At 30.3% G+C, this 16,298-nt stretch carries 14 protein-coding genes; 13 read left to right on the top strand and 1 reads right to left on the bottom strand.

The genetic code is table 11. The annotated features are described in order from the left end of the window. Positions 1-14: 14 nt before the first annotated feature. Positions 15-1,091, bottom strand: coding sequence for a tyrosine-type recombinase/integrase (locus HW119_RS11425; RefSeq protein WP_177764500.1), 1,077 nt, complete (start codon positions 1,089-1,091; stop codon positions 15-17). A 668-nt stretch (positions 1,092-1,759) separates the two neighbouring features. Between HW119_RS11425 and HW119_RS11420 the strand changes: the two genes are divergently transcribed. The 13 genes from HW119_RS11420 (at position 1,760) to HW119_RS11360 (ending at position 15,948) form a co-directional block, all read left to right on the top strand. Then, on the top strand, positions 1,760-4,267 hold the full coding sequence (locus HW119_RS11420) for a cation-translocating P-type ATPase (RefSeq protein ID WP_177764498.1): 2,508 nt from the start codon (positions 1,760-1,762) through the stop codon (positions 4,265-4,267). Positions 4,268-4,470: 203 nt separating this feature from the next. Then, positions 4,471-5,172: a DUF6994 family protein gene (locus HW119_RS11415; protein ID WP_177764496.1), complete on the top strand. Its 702-nt coding sequence runs from the start codon at positions 4,471-4,473 to the stop codon at positions 5,170-5,172. A gap of 210 nt (positions 5,173-5,382) precedes the next feature. Next, on the top strand, positions 5,383-6,081 hold the full coding sequence (locus HW119_RS11410) for a hypothetical protein (RefSeq protein ID WP_177764494.1): 699 nt from the start codon (positions 5,383-5,385) through the stop codon (positions 6,079-6,081). Positions 6,082-6,892: 811 nt separating this feature from the next. Then, a complete protein-coding gene (locus tag HW119_RS11405; RefSeq protein WP_177764492.1) occupies positions 6,893-7,327 on the top strand; it encodes a hypothetical protein in 435 nt (144 codons plus the stop codon). A 634-nt stretch (positions 7,328-7,961) separates the two neighbouring features. After that, positions 7,962-8,693 (top strand): hypothetical protein, encoded by a 732-nt coding sequence (locus HW119_RS11400; RefSeq protein ID WP_177764490.1) that lies wholly within the window; start codon positions 7,962-7,964, stop codon positions 8,691-8,693. Positions 8,694-8,924: 231 nt separating this feature from the next. Next, complete coding sequence (locus tag HW119_RS11395; RefSeq protein WP_177764488.1) at positions 8,925-9,389, top strand: GNAT family N-acetyltransferase; 465 nt, start codon at positions 8,925-8,927, stop codon at positions 9,387-9,389. Positions 9,390-9,603: 214 nt separating this feature from the next. Continuing rightward, entirely contained in the window at positions 9,604-11,127 is a 1,524-nt protein-coding gene (locus tag HW119_RS11390; RefSeq protein ID WP_177764486.1) for a hypothetical protein, read from the top strand. Between the two features lie 213 nt (positions 11,128-11,340). Further along, positions 11,341-11,724, top strand: coding sequence for a hypothetical protein (locus HW119_RS11385; RefSeq protein WP_177764429.1), 384 nt, complete (start codon positions 11,341-11,343; stop codon positions 11,722-11,724). A gap of 236 nt (positions 11,725-11,960) precedes the next feature. After that, on the top strand, positions 11,961-13,031 hold the full coding sequence (locus HW119_RS11380) for an adenylate/guanylate cyclase domain-containing protein (RefSeq protein ID WP_177764484.1): 1,071 nt from the start codon (positions 11,961-11,963) through the stop codon (positions 13,029-13,031). Between the two features lie 294 nt (positions 13,032-13,325). Next, positions 13,326-13,871, top strand: a complete 546-nt coding sequence (locus tag HW119_RS11375) for a hypothetical protein (RefSeq protein WP_177764482.1) — start codon at positions 13,326-13,328, stop codon at positions 13,869-13,871. A 255-nt stretch (positions 13,872-14,126) separates the two neighbouring features. After that, positions 14,127-14,585, top strand: a complete 459-nt coding sequence (locus HW119_RS11370; RefSeq protein WP_177764480.1) for a hypothetical protein — start codon at positions 14,127-14,129, stop codon at positions 14,583-14,585. Between the two features lie 218 nt (positions 14,586-14,803). Further along, positions 14,804-15,229 carry a DUF1493 family protein gene (locus HW119_RS11365; protein ID WP_177764478.1) on the top strand — a complete coding sequence of 142 codons (426 nt, stop codon included), beginning with the start codon at positions 14,804-14,806 and terminating at the stop codon, positions 15,227-15,229. Between the two features lie 188 nt (positions 15,230-15,417). After that, complete coding sequence (locus tag HW119_RS11360) at positions 15,418-15,948, top strand: O-acetyl-ADP-ribose deacetylase (protein WP_177764476.1); 531 nt, start codon at positions 15,418-15,420, stop codon at positions 15,946-15,948. Positions 15,949-16,298 lie beyond the last annotated feature (350 nt).

Below are 16,298 nucleotides of genomic sequence, written 5' to 3'. Positions count from 1 at the left end.
AACCGTTTTTTTTTTTACAATTCATCTAAAGGACTTTTTATCTTACTAAAAATGGTATTGGTAACCTTTGCATAAACATTCGTAGTTTTAACGCTATTATGACCTAAAAGTTTTTGAATAATGGACATGTCCGTTCCGTATTCTAATAAATGTGTGGCATAACTATGTCGTAAACCATGAACTCCGACAGTTTTTTTGATGTTAGCTTTTTCTTTAGCTGATGTAAAAATCAATTGTATAGAACGAGTAGAAATTGCATTTTTAGGTTTCGTTTCAAACAAATATAACTGAGGTTTAAATTGTTTATAATACAAACGAAGGTCATCTAAAATAGTACGAGGTAAAGGTACATATCTATCTTTTTTCCCTTTTGCATTTTGAACATGAACCAACATTCTATTCGAATCAATATTTAAAATTTTCAAAGCTGCAATTTCACTAACCCGAAGTCCTAAACCATAACCCATTTTTAAAATCATTAGATGTTTTAAATTTGTAGTCACTTCAAATAAGCGTCGAATTTCGTTAGTTGACAATACTTTAGGTAAAGAACTTGTTTTTTTAGGACGCGGAATATCAAAGAAAAAAGATTCTTGCATCAACACTTTTTCGTAATAAAATTTTAAAGCATTCAAACGAGAATGAATTTGATTTTCGGATAATTTAAGTTCCGTAATACAAAATAAAAGATAGCTACGAAGTTGTTCAGAATTGGAATTTAAAACGGGAAAATCTTTTAATGCATAAAGCCACTGAGCAAATTCAATGGTGTAGGTTTTAATTGTACTTTCGCTGTAAGCTTTTAGTCGAAGTTGTTCGATGTAACGTTTTAATTCGAGGTGATTAATTGGAGCGATTTTAGCGTAGAGAGACTTTCCGTCGTATTTTTTTTGTTCGATTTGAAGAAAATTTCTGTTTGCAAAAGAATCAATAACATACCAACATTTATAAGTATTAGACCAACGAGCTGTTGAAATATTAGTTTTTAGAAAATTTTTAAATAATTGATTATTTGGCATGCGAACCCAAAGAACATTTTTATTTCGATGTTCGCCCACATAAACTTTAATATTTAAGAAAAACTCATTCATTGTAAAATAACTTCGCTTATATTTCTTCAACAATACAAAATACGCAACGCGCAAAAACCACTTATCTACCTAATATTATGCAAGTTAATAAATAATTTTGATATTTAAATATTAATTGTATCTTGCGTATATATAAATGTTGTACGCAATTTTAGGACGTACTTTCCGAATAAAAGTTTGGTAATTTTAATAAGAAGGAGTTGTTTTAAAGGCAAAAAATAAGGATTATTTTGCCTGCTAAGCTTTGCAAAAGATTTTGCTGAAAACTCGTTTTCAAAGCGAAACGCTAAAAAGCTTAGACAATTTAATGAAAAAAAATGACAAAGTCAAGTAATTGACTGTTTTTCATTAATTTAAAACAACAAGATTCTTATATTTACCAAACATAAGTTTAAATGACGTTCGCAAATCGGGGATTTAGCGCAATAATTTAAACTTATTTTATATGGAAAGGAGTCCAAAACTGTTCAAGTAAAAACTTCGTACAACATCGTATTGGCAAAATTGCGAGCATAACTAAACGCAACTGTTATCTATATTTTCTCGCAACTTCGCCAATACGTCCAACGTTACAGGCAAGCGTGGAAAAATGCACTAAAATCACAAAAACGCTTTTCACAGTAATTTAAATAAATCTAACAGTTTTATGTTTTTAAAAAATTAGACTGATGCAGTATAATGTCCCCAAACACATTAAAGGTCTCACAACTGAGGAATTAAAAACCTCTCGAAAAAAATTTGGTTTCAATCAAATAGACGCTATTAAAAAAAATGCGTGGTATAGGATGTTGCTCGATATTTTGAAAGAACCAATGCTGCTTTTGCTTATTGCGGTAACAGTTATTTATATAATAGTTGGCAATTATTCCGAAGCTATTTTTATGTTGGGCGCTATTATTGTCGTTTCTGGCATTTCATTCTATCAAGACAATCGCAGTAAAAAAGCACTGGAAGCTTTGAAAAAATTGAACGAACCGTTAAGTTCTGTTATCAGAGATTCAATCGTGATGCAAATTCCCACAAACGAAATTGCCGTTGGCGATTTATGCATTGTCGAAGAAGGAAAAATGATTAGTGCTGATGGCGAAATTGTGCACAGCAATGATTTTTCAGTTAATGAAGCCTCACTAACAGGTGAAAGTTTTTCAGTATTTAAAAGTCAAGAAACCGAAGATAGAAAAATATATAGCGGAACGCTGGTAGTATCTGGTTTGGCCATCTTTAATGTAGAGAAAATTGGAGCAGAAACCAAACTAGGGAAAATCAGTCAATCCATTCAAGATATCAAAGAAGTTCATTCGCCACTGCAAATTCAGATTACCAAATTTGTAAAGGGAATGGCGATTATTGGTGTTATCGTGTTTCTGATGGTTTGGGGATTTAGTTACTGGAAATCAGGAGATATCATACAAAGTTTACTCGCTGGATTAACCTTGGCCATGTCTGTGCTTCCAGAAGAAATCCCTGTAGCCTTTACTACTTTTATGGCTTTAGGTGCCTGGAAATTAATGAGTGAAGGTGTGATAATTAAACGTAGTAGTGTGGTCGAAACATTGGGCAGTACTACAGTGATCTGTACGGACAAAACGGGAACTATTACTGAAAGCTCCATGCGACTGAAACTTTTATTTGATTACAAATCAAACAAGGTTTTTGAGGATACGCAATTCAATACACCTGAGCTTTCAGAGCTTATTCGTTTCGCTATGTGGAGTAGTGAACCCATTCCGTTTGATCCCATGGAAAAAACACTGCATCAAATTTATGAGCAAACACAATCCAATGATGAGCGGAAGAATTTTCAAATGATACACGAATATCCATTAGAAGGGAAACCTCCAATGATGACGCATCTTTTTGAAAATAGTTTAGGTGAAAGAATTATTGCAGCCAAAGGTGCGCCCGAAGCCATTCTTGCCGTTTCTAATCTTACGGAAAGCGAGAAGGACAATTTACGACAACATATCATCAATTTCGGAGCGCAAGGGTACCGAGTACTGGGCGTGGCTAAATCTAATTTTGAAGGCAATCACTTTCCTGAAAAACAACAAGATTTTTCTTTTGACTTTTTAGGATTTACCGTTTTCTACGATCCTCCGAAAGCGAACATTCAAGAAGTATTTAAAAAGATATATGCTGCAGGCATCAAGGTAAAAGTCATCACAGGAGACAATGCAGATACGACAAAGGCTATTGCGCATCAAGCAGGCATTATAAACGAAACACCAGCGGTAAACGGAACGGAAATCGTTCATCACACAGAAACAGAATTGATGGAACTTTCTAAAAGCACCACACTGTTTACGCGTATGTTCCCCGAGGCAAAATTGGCAATTGTAAACGCTCTTAAAAAGAACGATGAAGTGGTGGCCATGCTGGGAGATGGCGTGAATGATGCACCTGCTTTGAAAGCAGCTCATATTGGTGTAGCGATGGGAAATAAAGGAACAGAAATCGCAAAAGCAGCGGCAGCATTGGTTATTGCAAATGATGATTTAGACAAATTGATCACTGGAATAGCGGCTGGAAGAAGAATTTATTCCAATCTCAAAAAAGCCATTCAATATATTATATCCATTCATATTCCGATTATTCTAACGGTTTCTTTACCCTTGTTTTTGGGTTGGATATATCCGCATATTTTCACACCGGTACATGTTATTTTCTTGGAGCTAATAATGGGGCCAACCTGTTCTATTGTCTATGAAAATGAGCCGATGGAAAAAAATACAATGCTAGAGAAACCACGTAAAATGACCGAGACATTCTTGAGCTGGAAAGAATTAAGCATTAGTATTATTCAGGGATTGGCCATTACCGCAGGCGTTCTAACTGCATATCAGTATGCTGTACAAAACGGTAGTAATGAAGCAACTACACGTTCAATAGTTTTCACAACTTTAGTATTTGCAAATGTGTTTTTGAGTATGGTTAATCGCTCATTCATTTACAGTGTATTTGATAGTTTTAAAAATAAAAATACATTGTTCCCATTAATACTTGGAGCATCTTTGGTTTTACTTATTGCAATACTCTATATTCCGCCATTCGCTTCTTTCTTTCAATTGAGTAGTATAAATTTCCAGCAATTCTTAATCTCAATTTTAATTGCTGCCGTGTCGGTGTTGTGGGTCGAAGTGTATAAATGGGTTAAAAGGTTGAAAATAAATAGCTAAAATTACACAGTTAACGAAAACGCCAGCCTGTAACATGGTATTGCCAAAAGCGGGGCTGAAGTTCTTCGATTGAGCATTTGTGCAAAGTTCAACATTCGTTCTTCGATTAAACTTTAGTACTAAAAATCCCCGCCTTCGGCAATACCCGAAACGTTACCTGCAATGCCTCCAAAGCTCCGGTAAATAAATTCTAATCGGAAATTATGATTGAAATTGATATAAATTTTGACTTCAGAAAAGATAGTCTTTGTGGAGATCCTGATACTGACAGTCCAAAACTTTATGAAAATCACAAATTTTTATGGTCGAAGAATTTACCCAATGAAAGTGAGTTTCAATTTGAGATGCTTACAATTGGCGGTAAATATGGAAGAATTCTTCTAAAAAGTAATTTATACGATAATTTATCAAGCGATAGAATGTGTCCTCATTTTGTCGGAAAATATAAAGGAAAATTCGATGGTTGGTTAACCGAAGAGGAGAATGAAAACTTCAAACATATTGTGAGAACTATCGGTGGACATATTGTTTTTCCTGCTCATAAAAAGAATGGATTCACAATAAATCAAGCAAGAGGTGTTAATAGGAAAATATGCGATAGATTTGATTTAACACTTGAATGTATTAGATTATTTTATCTGAATGAACAAAGCCCACTTTTCGATGCAATTAATCGTTACCAAGACTTTTTCAATCTCTTCGAAAATTTTGAAAATTATGTAAACTTTTTTTTGCTTCAAGATTTTGTAAACGAAAAATATGATGTGAAATTTGCTTTACCATTCGATAATTTTGAGCGTTCTCCTCTTCCTCAAAGTATTGAAGAGTATAAATCATATAAAGTAGAAACCATCTACCAAATCACTAAAAGAAATAATCGAATATTAACTAGGCACAGCAGGTAACAAGGTATTGCCAAAAGCGGGGTTAAAGTACAAAATTCAAAGTTTGTAATTCTATTACCGCCAAAAACGAATATAATTCGTTTTTTTCATAAATTTATCTCATATAAATTCGTTTTGGCTCACCTCGGTGCAAAATCGAAACTTTTCGCTTCGATTTCCCCGCCTTCGGCAATACCCGAAACGTTAGCGGCAATGCTACCTACATAACGTATGAAAGAATTTATAGACGAAAGAAATATTGTATTATGGAATCAACTCAATGAAAAGTTTAACATTGAAATTGAATCATCATTCAATAATGAATATAGCTGTTTTACACAAAATGAAAAAGCTATAATTTATGTAGATTATCAAAATATTTCTAAAGATTCGTTTACACACGAATTACTTCATATCTACCTAAAATTTAAAGAATTCTATTTAGGTTCATCATTAAAGGTGGCAATATTTCAAAGTAATATTTTAAAAAAATACTTATCTGATAATTTACTTGAACATATTGGAAACTGTTTAGATCATCTTAAGATGTTTAAAATGTATAAAGAGTTAGGATTTGATGAGAATTTGTTTCTCCTAGACTATAACGAATACAAATGTAATTCATTTGAACTAGGAGAATTAAAAGCCAATTTTAGAATTAAAAAAAATATAAACCCTTTAGCTATTGATTTTTATATTGGAAAATTAATAGCAATGTTATGTGACCCAAACAAAAATCATAATTATATTACTCAACTCTCTGAATTTAAAAAACTAGATATAGGATTATATACTATAGTCGAAAAATTAGTGAATGAAACTAAAGAATTTGATATTGAAACTAATGACATTTTAATTAGTTACAGAGATATTTCAACTGCATTTTATTCGAGACTCGTAAAATGGATTCATAATAATCATATAAAATAAAAAGCACAGCCGCTAACAAGGTATTGCCAAAAGCGGGGCTAAAGTGATAAATTCAAAGTTTGTAATTCTATCACCGCCAAAAACGAATTATATTCGTTTTATTCTTAAATTTAACTCATATAAATTCGTTTTGGCTCGCCTCGGTGCAAAATCGAAACTTCTCGCCTCGATTTCCCCGCCTTCGGCAATACCCAAAACGTTACATGTAATTAAAGTGAAATTTCGTGCTTCAATTTTTTTCTGAATATTCTGAAATTATTGAAGCAAAATATCGTGAAAACTGAACTTTGAAAAATTCTATTTTTAAGAAAAACATTACGAAAAATCTTGTTTTTAAGTTGACGAATTAAAATGTTTTAAAAAGAAATTGAAACAAATTAAATCGAAAACTGAAAAAGAAATTAAATCGAAAACTGAAAAAGAAATCAAATCGAAAACTGAAAACGCAATGAAATAACTCAGATTGAAAAATTTTAGTTTTGAAATTGAATCGTTAAATCAGAAAAAAATGAAATTCGTTTTGAAACTTTTCGGAAGTTCTTGACGTTCAAATAGAAATCAATTTTTATGTACTTTTACTACATGTAACATCAGTTTTGCAAAATGCGGTGTAAAGGCTTTTTTTTAAGTTTTGGCTTTTTAAGTCGCAAATACATTTCGTTTTGTAAAAAATATTAAATTTACAAAAGCCAAAATGTTTTGCTCGTGTTTTGGAATTTCTTCAAACTTTGTTTTGTGAAATTCCCGCACTTCGCAAAGCTGCGGCGCGTTATGTGTCATTTGTCTAAAAACTTCTTTTGAAATATAAAATATGAATCCTGAATTGAGAATGAATATTCGCTTAAGATGGTTAGAAAGTCTTTTTGAATTAGCACATCACGAATTTCAGAAAAAAGTTTGGATTGAAGCTTCAATAGAAAATTATGTTAGCGATTTTACAGAAGTAGTTTGCACATATTTTGACGATTTGAATTTAAAAAGTGGTTTGGAAAAATTTGCAAAAGAAGGTTTTATAACAGAAATGGAAGTGAAAATATTTCTGAAGTTCCATAAACAATTTGAAGAGTACGTAGACAAATCAGAAAAGAAAACATTAAGTGATTACAAAGTTTTACGAGATATTGAATGGGTTAATTTGACAAAGTTAGCAAAAGAAAATTGGATAGAACTCAAAGGTGTCTTAACTGACAAAACAGAAATTGATTATGTGATTGAATTGGAAAATAAATATTCAAACGTCACATAACACAAGTTTGGTGCAATGGCGAGTAAAGGCAAATCTCGAAGTTGGTTTTCTTTTTTGCCGCACTCGCCTATTTCATTTTTTATTATTAAATTTAAAAATCAAAAAGGCGTTGCTTAGTTTTGGTTAATTGTAAAGTTTCGACTTTATTTTTTCGTCACATGCGCCAAGCTTCGTCACGTTGTACGCAATTTTAGGACGTACTTTCCGAATAAAAGTTTGGTAATTTTAATAAGAAGGAGTTGTTTTAAAGGCAAAAAATAAGGATTATTTTGCCTGCTAAGCTTTGCAAAAGATTTTGCTGAAAACTCGTTTTCAAAGCGAAACGCTAAAAAGCTTAGACAAGTTAATGAAAAAAAATGACAAAGTCAAGTAATTGACTGTTTTTCATTAATTTAAAACAACAAGATTCTTATATTTACCAAAGATAAGTTTAAATGACGTTCGCAAATCGGGGATTTAGCGCAATAATTTAAACTTATTTTATATGGAAAGGAGTCCAAAACTGTTCAAGTAAAAACTTCGTACAACATCGTATTGGCAAAATTGCGAGCATAACTAAACGCAACTGTTATCTATATTTTCTCGCAACTTCGCCAATACGTCCAACGTTGGCAGTAATTATAAAATCCCGAAAATGAAGAAATTTACATTTTTAATCTTAATTATTTTTAATCTTAACGCATTTTGTCAAAACAATCTAAAAATAGGAATTGATAATCCAGAACCAAGAGTTGGAGAAAGTGTTTTGTTTTCAATAAATATTGACTTTTTAAAAGACAACATACAAGAGAAATTAGGCTCTGAAATAGAATTGACACGTTCAACTTCTGTTCACGGTATGCAATCTGATGATTTTGAAAGAGTAATAGTATTTAATAAAGTTGGTTTAAATAAAGTTGGTCCATTTGAATTTGAATTTAATGGAAAAAAATATGTGACAAACCAAATTAAGATTAATGTTCAGCCTAAAATTATACTTGAGGAAAGCTTAATAGTAAGAGTTGCTGAATTTAATGACCAAAAATATATTGTTATAGAACAATTAGTTAAAAATATAGCAAAAACTGAACGAAATGAATTTGGCGAAATTACAACTTATTTAGGAGGTTTAGCACCTGATAATTTTGAATTTGCAAAGCTGAATGAAGAAATTAAAAGAAGTATCGAACTTGACGATTTGAATACATTAAGTAAAACCTTAATGCCCGAAAATTCAAAATATGGAGAAATTGGATTTTCATATTCAAGAATTAGATACAGAATAAATTTTAGCAAAGAATTTAAAGATGAATATATATTAACTGAAAAAGACTTTATAAACTTGCCTAAAAATTATAAACTTAAACCAATAATCATAAAAAAATAACTACTGCCAACAAGGGTTTTGCAAAATGGCGGGTTTTCGTCTAAGTTGAAAGTTTCGGCTTCGTAATCCGCAAAAAGCCAATTTTATTGGCTTTTTTTCATAAATTAGCAAATAGAAATTGGCTTTTGCTACGTGTCGTCTAAATCGAAACTTTTCGCTTCGATTTACCGCCACTTCGCAAAGCCCCGAACCGTTAGCTGCAATTGTACAAAAAAATTCGTATTACTAAAGATGCAAAATATTGAAACAAGATTTGGAGAATATTTAATTTCTACAGATAAAAATAAACTAGACTTAAATGCGATTCATGACTTTCTATCAAATCATTCTGGTTGGAGTGATGGAATTCCATTGGAGAAAGTAAAAATATCAATAGATAACTCACTAAATTTTGGAATATATCATAAGGAAAATCAGATTGGCTTTGCAAGAATAATTTCGGATTTCTCAACAATTGCATATTTAGGTGACGTTTATTTATTGAATAAACATCGAGGAAATGGAATTTCTAAAAAATTGATGGACTTTATAATGGAACATCCAAATTTACAAGGTTTGAGAAGATGGATACTATTAACTTCAACAGCAGATTGGCTTTACGAAAAATATGGATTCGTTAAAATTCCACATCCCGAAATTTATATGGAATTATATAATCCAAAAGTATATGAAAAAATTAATAACAACTGCAGCTAACAAAGTATTGCCAAAAGCGGGGCTAAAGTGCTAAATTCAAAGTTTGTGCTTTTATCACCGCCAAAAACGAATTATATTCGTTTTTTTTCTTAAATTTATCTTATATAAATTCGTTTTGGCTAGCCTCGGTGCAAAATCGAACTTTCAGCTTCGATTTCCCCGCCTTCGGCAATACCCAAACCGTTAGCTGACATAGTAAAAAACAACCCTACAAATGAAACTCCCACAAGGAATTTTAGAATCAGACGAATTAAATACTTTTCTGGAAAATAGTATTGACTACCATCTTAAAGTATTCTATGACAAAATTTCAGAATATGAACCAATAAGTTTATTCAATAATTGGAAAGAATTAATTCGTTGTGTTGACGAAATTATTAATATACCAATAGAAGTGAAAAATTGTGATGAGCTTAAAATTTTTCTTCAATCACATATTAACTTTGATGATTTAGACAATAGTTTAATTTCTATAAATAGGGTAAAAACATTTTTATCAAGTAGATTTGATAATGAAGTTGCAAATAGATACATTCAATTAATTATGATGACATCTGCTATACATAAAGCATTTATTAATCATAATTATTATGAAAATTCAGGAAGTTCTTTAAATCTTCAAAATGTTAGTTGTAGTATAGATTTTCTTCAATCAAGACGAATATATCTTGTTTCAACATTATTTTTAATACCAAAAATTGCAAAAGGAATTAAAGAATCTTCATTTAAAGATCTTCTTAACGATTTTTTACAAATAATAGATAGTTGTCTTGTAAACATAACAACATCATATCACAACCTAATAATAAACAATTCTTTATCTGATTTTGAAATGGAATTTGATGTTAAAAAAGGTGAAGGTAACTTTAAATTTAATCAATTAGAACTTTTTTTTCTGAATCCTCAAAGATTATCTTTAATAGACCAATTAGAATTAAGAAAAGAAAATATTACAATTGACGGTTTATTAGGTAAAAATCCCAAAAAGATTTTTTCTTTTAATGAAATTGTAGATACAATGGCATTATTGTCATCAGCATTTAAAAAATATGACGTTGAGAATAATAAAAATTTAGAATATTTAAACATTCTATTTCAAAATGTTGCAAGATTTATAATTGATGATTATCACATTGTAATAGAGCAAGATGATTTCAATCCAATTCAAGAACAAGTTAAAGATTTAAAACTCTATGATGAATCTAGTGATTATTTTGAAATTCTTAATTCTGTATCACCATTTCAAAAGTCAAATAATAAATATTACACCACTGTTGTTCTACTAAATAGATATGCATATAATTTAATTCTAAATGATTTGTTATCAAATAAGAAATTCCAAATAAATTCAGGATTTATATTTGAAAATAGAATCAGTGAAATTTTAGAAAATAACGGATTCATTGATACTAAAATTACTAGAATAAATAGAAAGGAATTTGATGTGGTTACTATAAAAAATAATAAAATTTATAACTTTCAGTGTAAAAATAATTATTACAATATTTGTGATGTTAACAAAAATTACAAAATAATAGCTAACTTAAATAGAAGATTGTGTAAATATTATGAAAAAGCAATTTTAAAGGAGAAAAAAAGAGAAAATTTATTAATTGATAAACTTAATATTACAGATATTGAACATTTCGTGATTTCCAGATTCCCTGTTATTACAAGAGATAAAAACATAATAAATTACAATAACCTTGAAAATTGGTTAAAGAACTACGTCAGCTAACAAGGGTTTGGCGCAATGGCGGGTTAAGGCTAAAATTGAAGTTTCAGCTTTCTATTTCGCAAAAAGCCAATTATATTGACTTTTTTCTTAAATTTAATCAATTAATTGGCTTTTGCTTACGGTGTCGCTAAATTGAAACTTTTCGCTTTAATTTCCGCCACTGACGCCAAGCCCAAAAACGTTAGTGGCAATTTTACCAAACCTTACACGCAATTGAAAAAAGTAGTTTACATTCTAATATCTATAATTTTATTGTCGATTGTTTCACTTATTATATATTGGATTTTACCATTTGAAGTAACTAGAAAATCAGATATAAATTTTGGAAATAAATTAATCGAAAATATTAATTCTTATAAAATTGAATATGGTAAGCTGCCGGAGAATGACGATTGGAAAACTTTGGAAAAAATTGGTTTTAAAACTAAAATGTTAGGAACAACTCCAAGTTATGAATCTAATGGAATTGACGAATTTGAAATTATTTTTCTTGAAGGTTTCGATGGACCGTATTTAATGTGGAATTCAAAAGAAAATAAATGGAAAATTGATTTTCCGAAAATTTATACAAAACCTAAAGCGGAAAATACGAAATAATTACAATAAAAACTGCCACTAACATAAGTTTGGCGCAATGGCGAGTAAAGGCAAATCTCGAAGTTGGTTTTCTTTTTTATCGCACTCGCCTATTTCATTTTTTATTATTAAATTTAAAAATCAAAAAGACGTTGCTTAGTTTTGGTTAATCGTAAAGTTTTAGCTTTATTTTTTCGCCACATGCGCCAAGCTTCGTCACGTTAGTGGCAATTCTTTTCAAAACCAAACAAATAATTATGGAAGAAAACTCAAAGGATAATCCTAAGAACTATAAAAATAATACAAATCGCGATAGAATTCAGAAAATAATCTTAACTGAAAATAAGGAAAAAATAATCGATATAGACAATTTCTTCGAAATATTCAGTAAAGACATTAATGAAACTGAAAATTTAAAAGAAATTAAACTTAAAAAAAATAAATTTTTTGGGTTTACAGATGATGAATCATTTGAAAAAAGACTAAACTTAGAAGACGAAATTAATGAATTGAGAAGAAAATTGCGTAACGCTTTAATTGATATTGATAAAGTAACAACAGACAAAGAAACAAAAATCCAAGAATTAAAGGATTTAAAAAAAGAACTTACAGAAAAAGAAAAAATAAATCACATTCTACCAAGAATTTGTCAAGATGCTAGAGAAAAATTATTTGGTGATGACAAATTTAAAGCACTTTTTGAAGATGCAAAAAGCTGTGAAGCTGTTGTTGTTTCAATAGATATTAGAAGATCAACTGAACTTATGTTGAAAGCTCGGAAACCAGAACTTTTCTCAAAATTTATAACTGAATTAAGTAGAAAACTTTCAGAGGTTATTCTTAATAATTTTGGAATTTTTGACAAGTTTACTGGAGATGGTATTTTAGCTTTTTTTCCAAAATTTTACAGCGGAGACTCTGCAATTATAAGAGCTTTAATTGCAGCTGAAGAATGTCATAAAATTTTTAATGAACATTACAATGAGTCAAGAGAATGTTTTAATGTTTTTATTAAAGATGTAGGTCTCGGAATTGGTATCGATTATGGTAATGTGACTCTTGTTAATTCAAGAAATGATTTAACTGTTGTAGGTATACCTGTTGTTTATGCTTGTAGAATGTCTGGTGCTAAAGCTGGTGAAACATTATTAAATCAACCTGCCAAAGAAGAGGTGTTAAATGTAACTACAGACAATATAAAAATTATTGAAAGCGAAATTGAAATTAAACACGAAGGAAGTGCTTTAGCATATAGAATTGAATTTATTAAAGGTATAAGTGATTTAAAAGCCCCAGATTGGTTAAATATAAAGGAGTCAAAAGAATAGAACTGCCACTAACAAGGGTTTTGCAAAATGGCGGGGTTTCGTCTAAGTTGAAAGTTTGTGCTTCGTAATCCGCAAAAGCCAATTTTATTGGCTTTTTTTCTTAATTTAGCAGATAGAAATTGGCTTTTGCTACTTGTCGTCTAAATCGAAACTTTCGTCTTCGATTTACCGCCACTTCGCAAAGCCCCGAACCGTTGTAAGCAATTTATGAAAAGTCAAAAACTAAAAATAATATTCCTGATTTTTATATTTTTCATTTCTTGTGAAGAAAAAAAAGATGTTATTGAGATTTATTTGACAAAAAATAAAATAGAAAGTTATGACGGAGTTCCTTTAAGAGTTGCAATAAAGGATAGTACAATAATTAATAATGTACTTGAAAATTACGGAGAAGAAATTAGAATTGATACTATCAAAAATAAGCCTATTTTTTTGGGACATTTTTTAGCTGAACAAAAAGATTTAGAAGAGAAACCTTTTATAAATGATTCTGAAATAATTGGCTTTGATTTTGAAAATTCAGAAATACATTTTAATAAAAGCGTAGCTGAAAAGATTTATAATTCAATTCCAAAATGGAGAAATTCAAATTATTTTGGAAAACAATTTGTATTGTGTCATAATGGTAAAATTATTTTGAGCGGTTATTTAACAGGCTCAATGTCTAAATTTCAATCAAATACATATCAAATTAGTTATTATAAGTATCTAGAACATAAAAATAACAATGAAATAAAAAGTTTTGCATATAGGATAAGTGATAGTTTAAATTTTGAAAAGAATAATCTGAGAAAAAATAAAGTGCTTTTTGAAGCTTTTAAAAATAGACTAATAAATTAAACTGCTTACAACACAAGTTTGGCGCAATGGCAAGTAAAGGCAAACTATTAAGTTGGTTTACTTTTTTGTCGCACTCGCCTATTTCATTTTTTATTATTAAATTTAAAAATCAAAAAGGCGTTGCTTAGTCTTGGTTAATCGTAAAGTTTCGGCTTTATTTTTTCGCCACATGCGCCAAGCTTCGTCACGTTGTGCGTCACTTTTGAAAGTGAATTCGAAGCACTTCAAGTATTGACTAGTCCTGTTTTTAAAAATATGAAAGCAAAAATCCATACAAATTACACTATCTTACTTTTGACATTAGCGACTTTACTTAGTAGTTGCGAAGGTTTTAAGATTTTAACTGTTTATAACAAGACAGGTCAAGAGATAACTGTTCAAACAAAACCTGAATTGCCAGTTTTCAAACGCACTTCATTGGCAGACACTGTTGACATTTTATCTAACGCTAAGGAATACAAAATACCTGCTGACAGTTCGTTCACACTTTTGGCGACTTTTGGTCCCCTTCTTTTTAACGCTAAAATCAAAGAGAACGATTTAGCAACCGACTACGTGAAAATAATGACGCCTAAAGACACAATCATTGCAAAAAACAGGACTGAAATTTTAAATCTAACAAAGGACGACAAAACTAAATACAAGAAAAAGATTGATAAGAGTTTTGCTATTGACGACAACAAAAACATTGAAGCAATCATTATTAGACAATAAAGCGAACGCACAACACCAGTTTGGCAAAATAGCGAGTTAAGGCAAAAATTAATGTTTGTTTATTTTTTTGTCGCAATCGATATTTTTATTTTTCAATCAATTAAATTTAAAAAATAAAAATGCGTTGCTCAGTTTTGGCATTTTTTGAAGTTTGTGAATTTTTTCTTCGCTACTTCGCCAAGCTGCGGGACGTTACATGCAATACTAAATCAAAAGAGATGTATAAAATTGAAGACATAATTTTATTTATCAATAAAGAAATTTCACCATCAATAAAAGTACATGCTGATACTGATTTAGAAGAAGATATTAGAATTACAGGCGATGATATTTCTGATTTTTTAGAAAAATATTCTTTAGAATTTAACGTCAATATGAAAAACTATTTGTGGTATTTTCATCAACACGAAGAAGCTTATCGAGGAATTGGAGGTTTGTTATTTAAAACTCCAAAAGATAGAGTAAAACATATTGGAATAACTCCTAAAATTCTGTTAGAATCTGCAAACGAAGGCTATTGGAATGTTAATTATCCAGATCATAAACTCCCTAAATTTCGTTACGATGTAATTACAAATTGTATTATCGCAATTGTAACTGTAATATTTTTAGGAATTATTATATATAAAAAGTACTGCATGTAACACAAGTTTGGCGCAATGGCTAGTTAATGCAAATCTCGAAGTTGGTTTTCTTTTTTGTCGCACTCGCCTATTTCATTTTTTATTATTAAATTTAAAAATCAAAAAGGCGTTGCTTAGTTATGGTTAATCGTAAAGTTTTGGCTTTATTTTTCGCCACATGCGCCAAGCTTCGTCACGTTAGCTGTAATATGAAAACATCAAACCGCAAAATAGAAATTATAAAAGGAGATATCACAAAAATTGAAGTCGATGCAATAGTTAATGCTGCAAATACTTCACTTTTAGGTGGCGGAGGAGTTGATGGAGCAATTCACAGAGCTGGTGGAAACCAAATTTTAGAAGATTGTCGAAAAATAATAGCAAAACAAGGTGGTTGTAAAGTTGGTGAAGCTGTTATAACAACGGCTGGAAAATTAAATGCAAATTTTGTAATTCATACTGTCGGACCAGTTTGGAATAATGGATTAAAAAATGAAGACGAGAAACTTGAAAATTGTTATCTAAATGTCTTAAAACTTGCAACTCAAAATAATTGTAAAACAATTGCTTTTCCTTCAATAAGTACAGGGATTTATAAATTTCCGAAAGAAAGAGCTGCAAAAATTGCAATTCAAACAATTTCTAAATATTTAGAAACAGATAATATTATAGAAAATGTTATTCTAGTTAGTTTTGATGATGAAAACTACAAGATTTTAAACGAAGAACTTATGAATTAAAATCATACTACAGCTAACATCGGCTTGGCAAAATGCGGGGTTAAGTGCTAAATTGAACTTCTCGCCTATTTATCCGCCAAAAGCTGTTTGCTTTTGTTTTTTTATTAAATTTACCAAAAGACTCACAGCTTTGGCTCAGTTTCGGACTGAATTGAACTTTCGCTCAATTCAAGCCCGCACTGTCGCCAAGCCGCAGCCCGTTGTACGCAATTTTAGGACGTACTTTCCGAATAAAAGTTTGGTAATTTTAATAAGAAGGAGTTGTTTTAAAGGCAAAAAATAAGGATTATTTTGCCTGCTAAGCTTTGCAAAAGATTTTGCTGAAAACTCGTTTTCAAAGCGAAACGCTA

Source organism: Flavobacterium sp. I3-2 (assembly GCF_013389595.1).
Classification (GTDB): Bacteria; Bacteroidota; Bacteroidia; order Flavobacteriales; family Flavobacteriaceae; genus Flavobacterium.
Note: the sequence above shows the minus strand (reverse complement) of the source record. Positions and strands in the feature narration are given on the sequence as shown.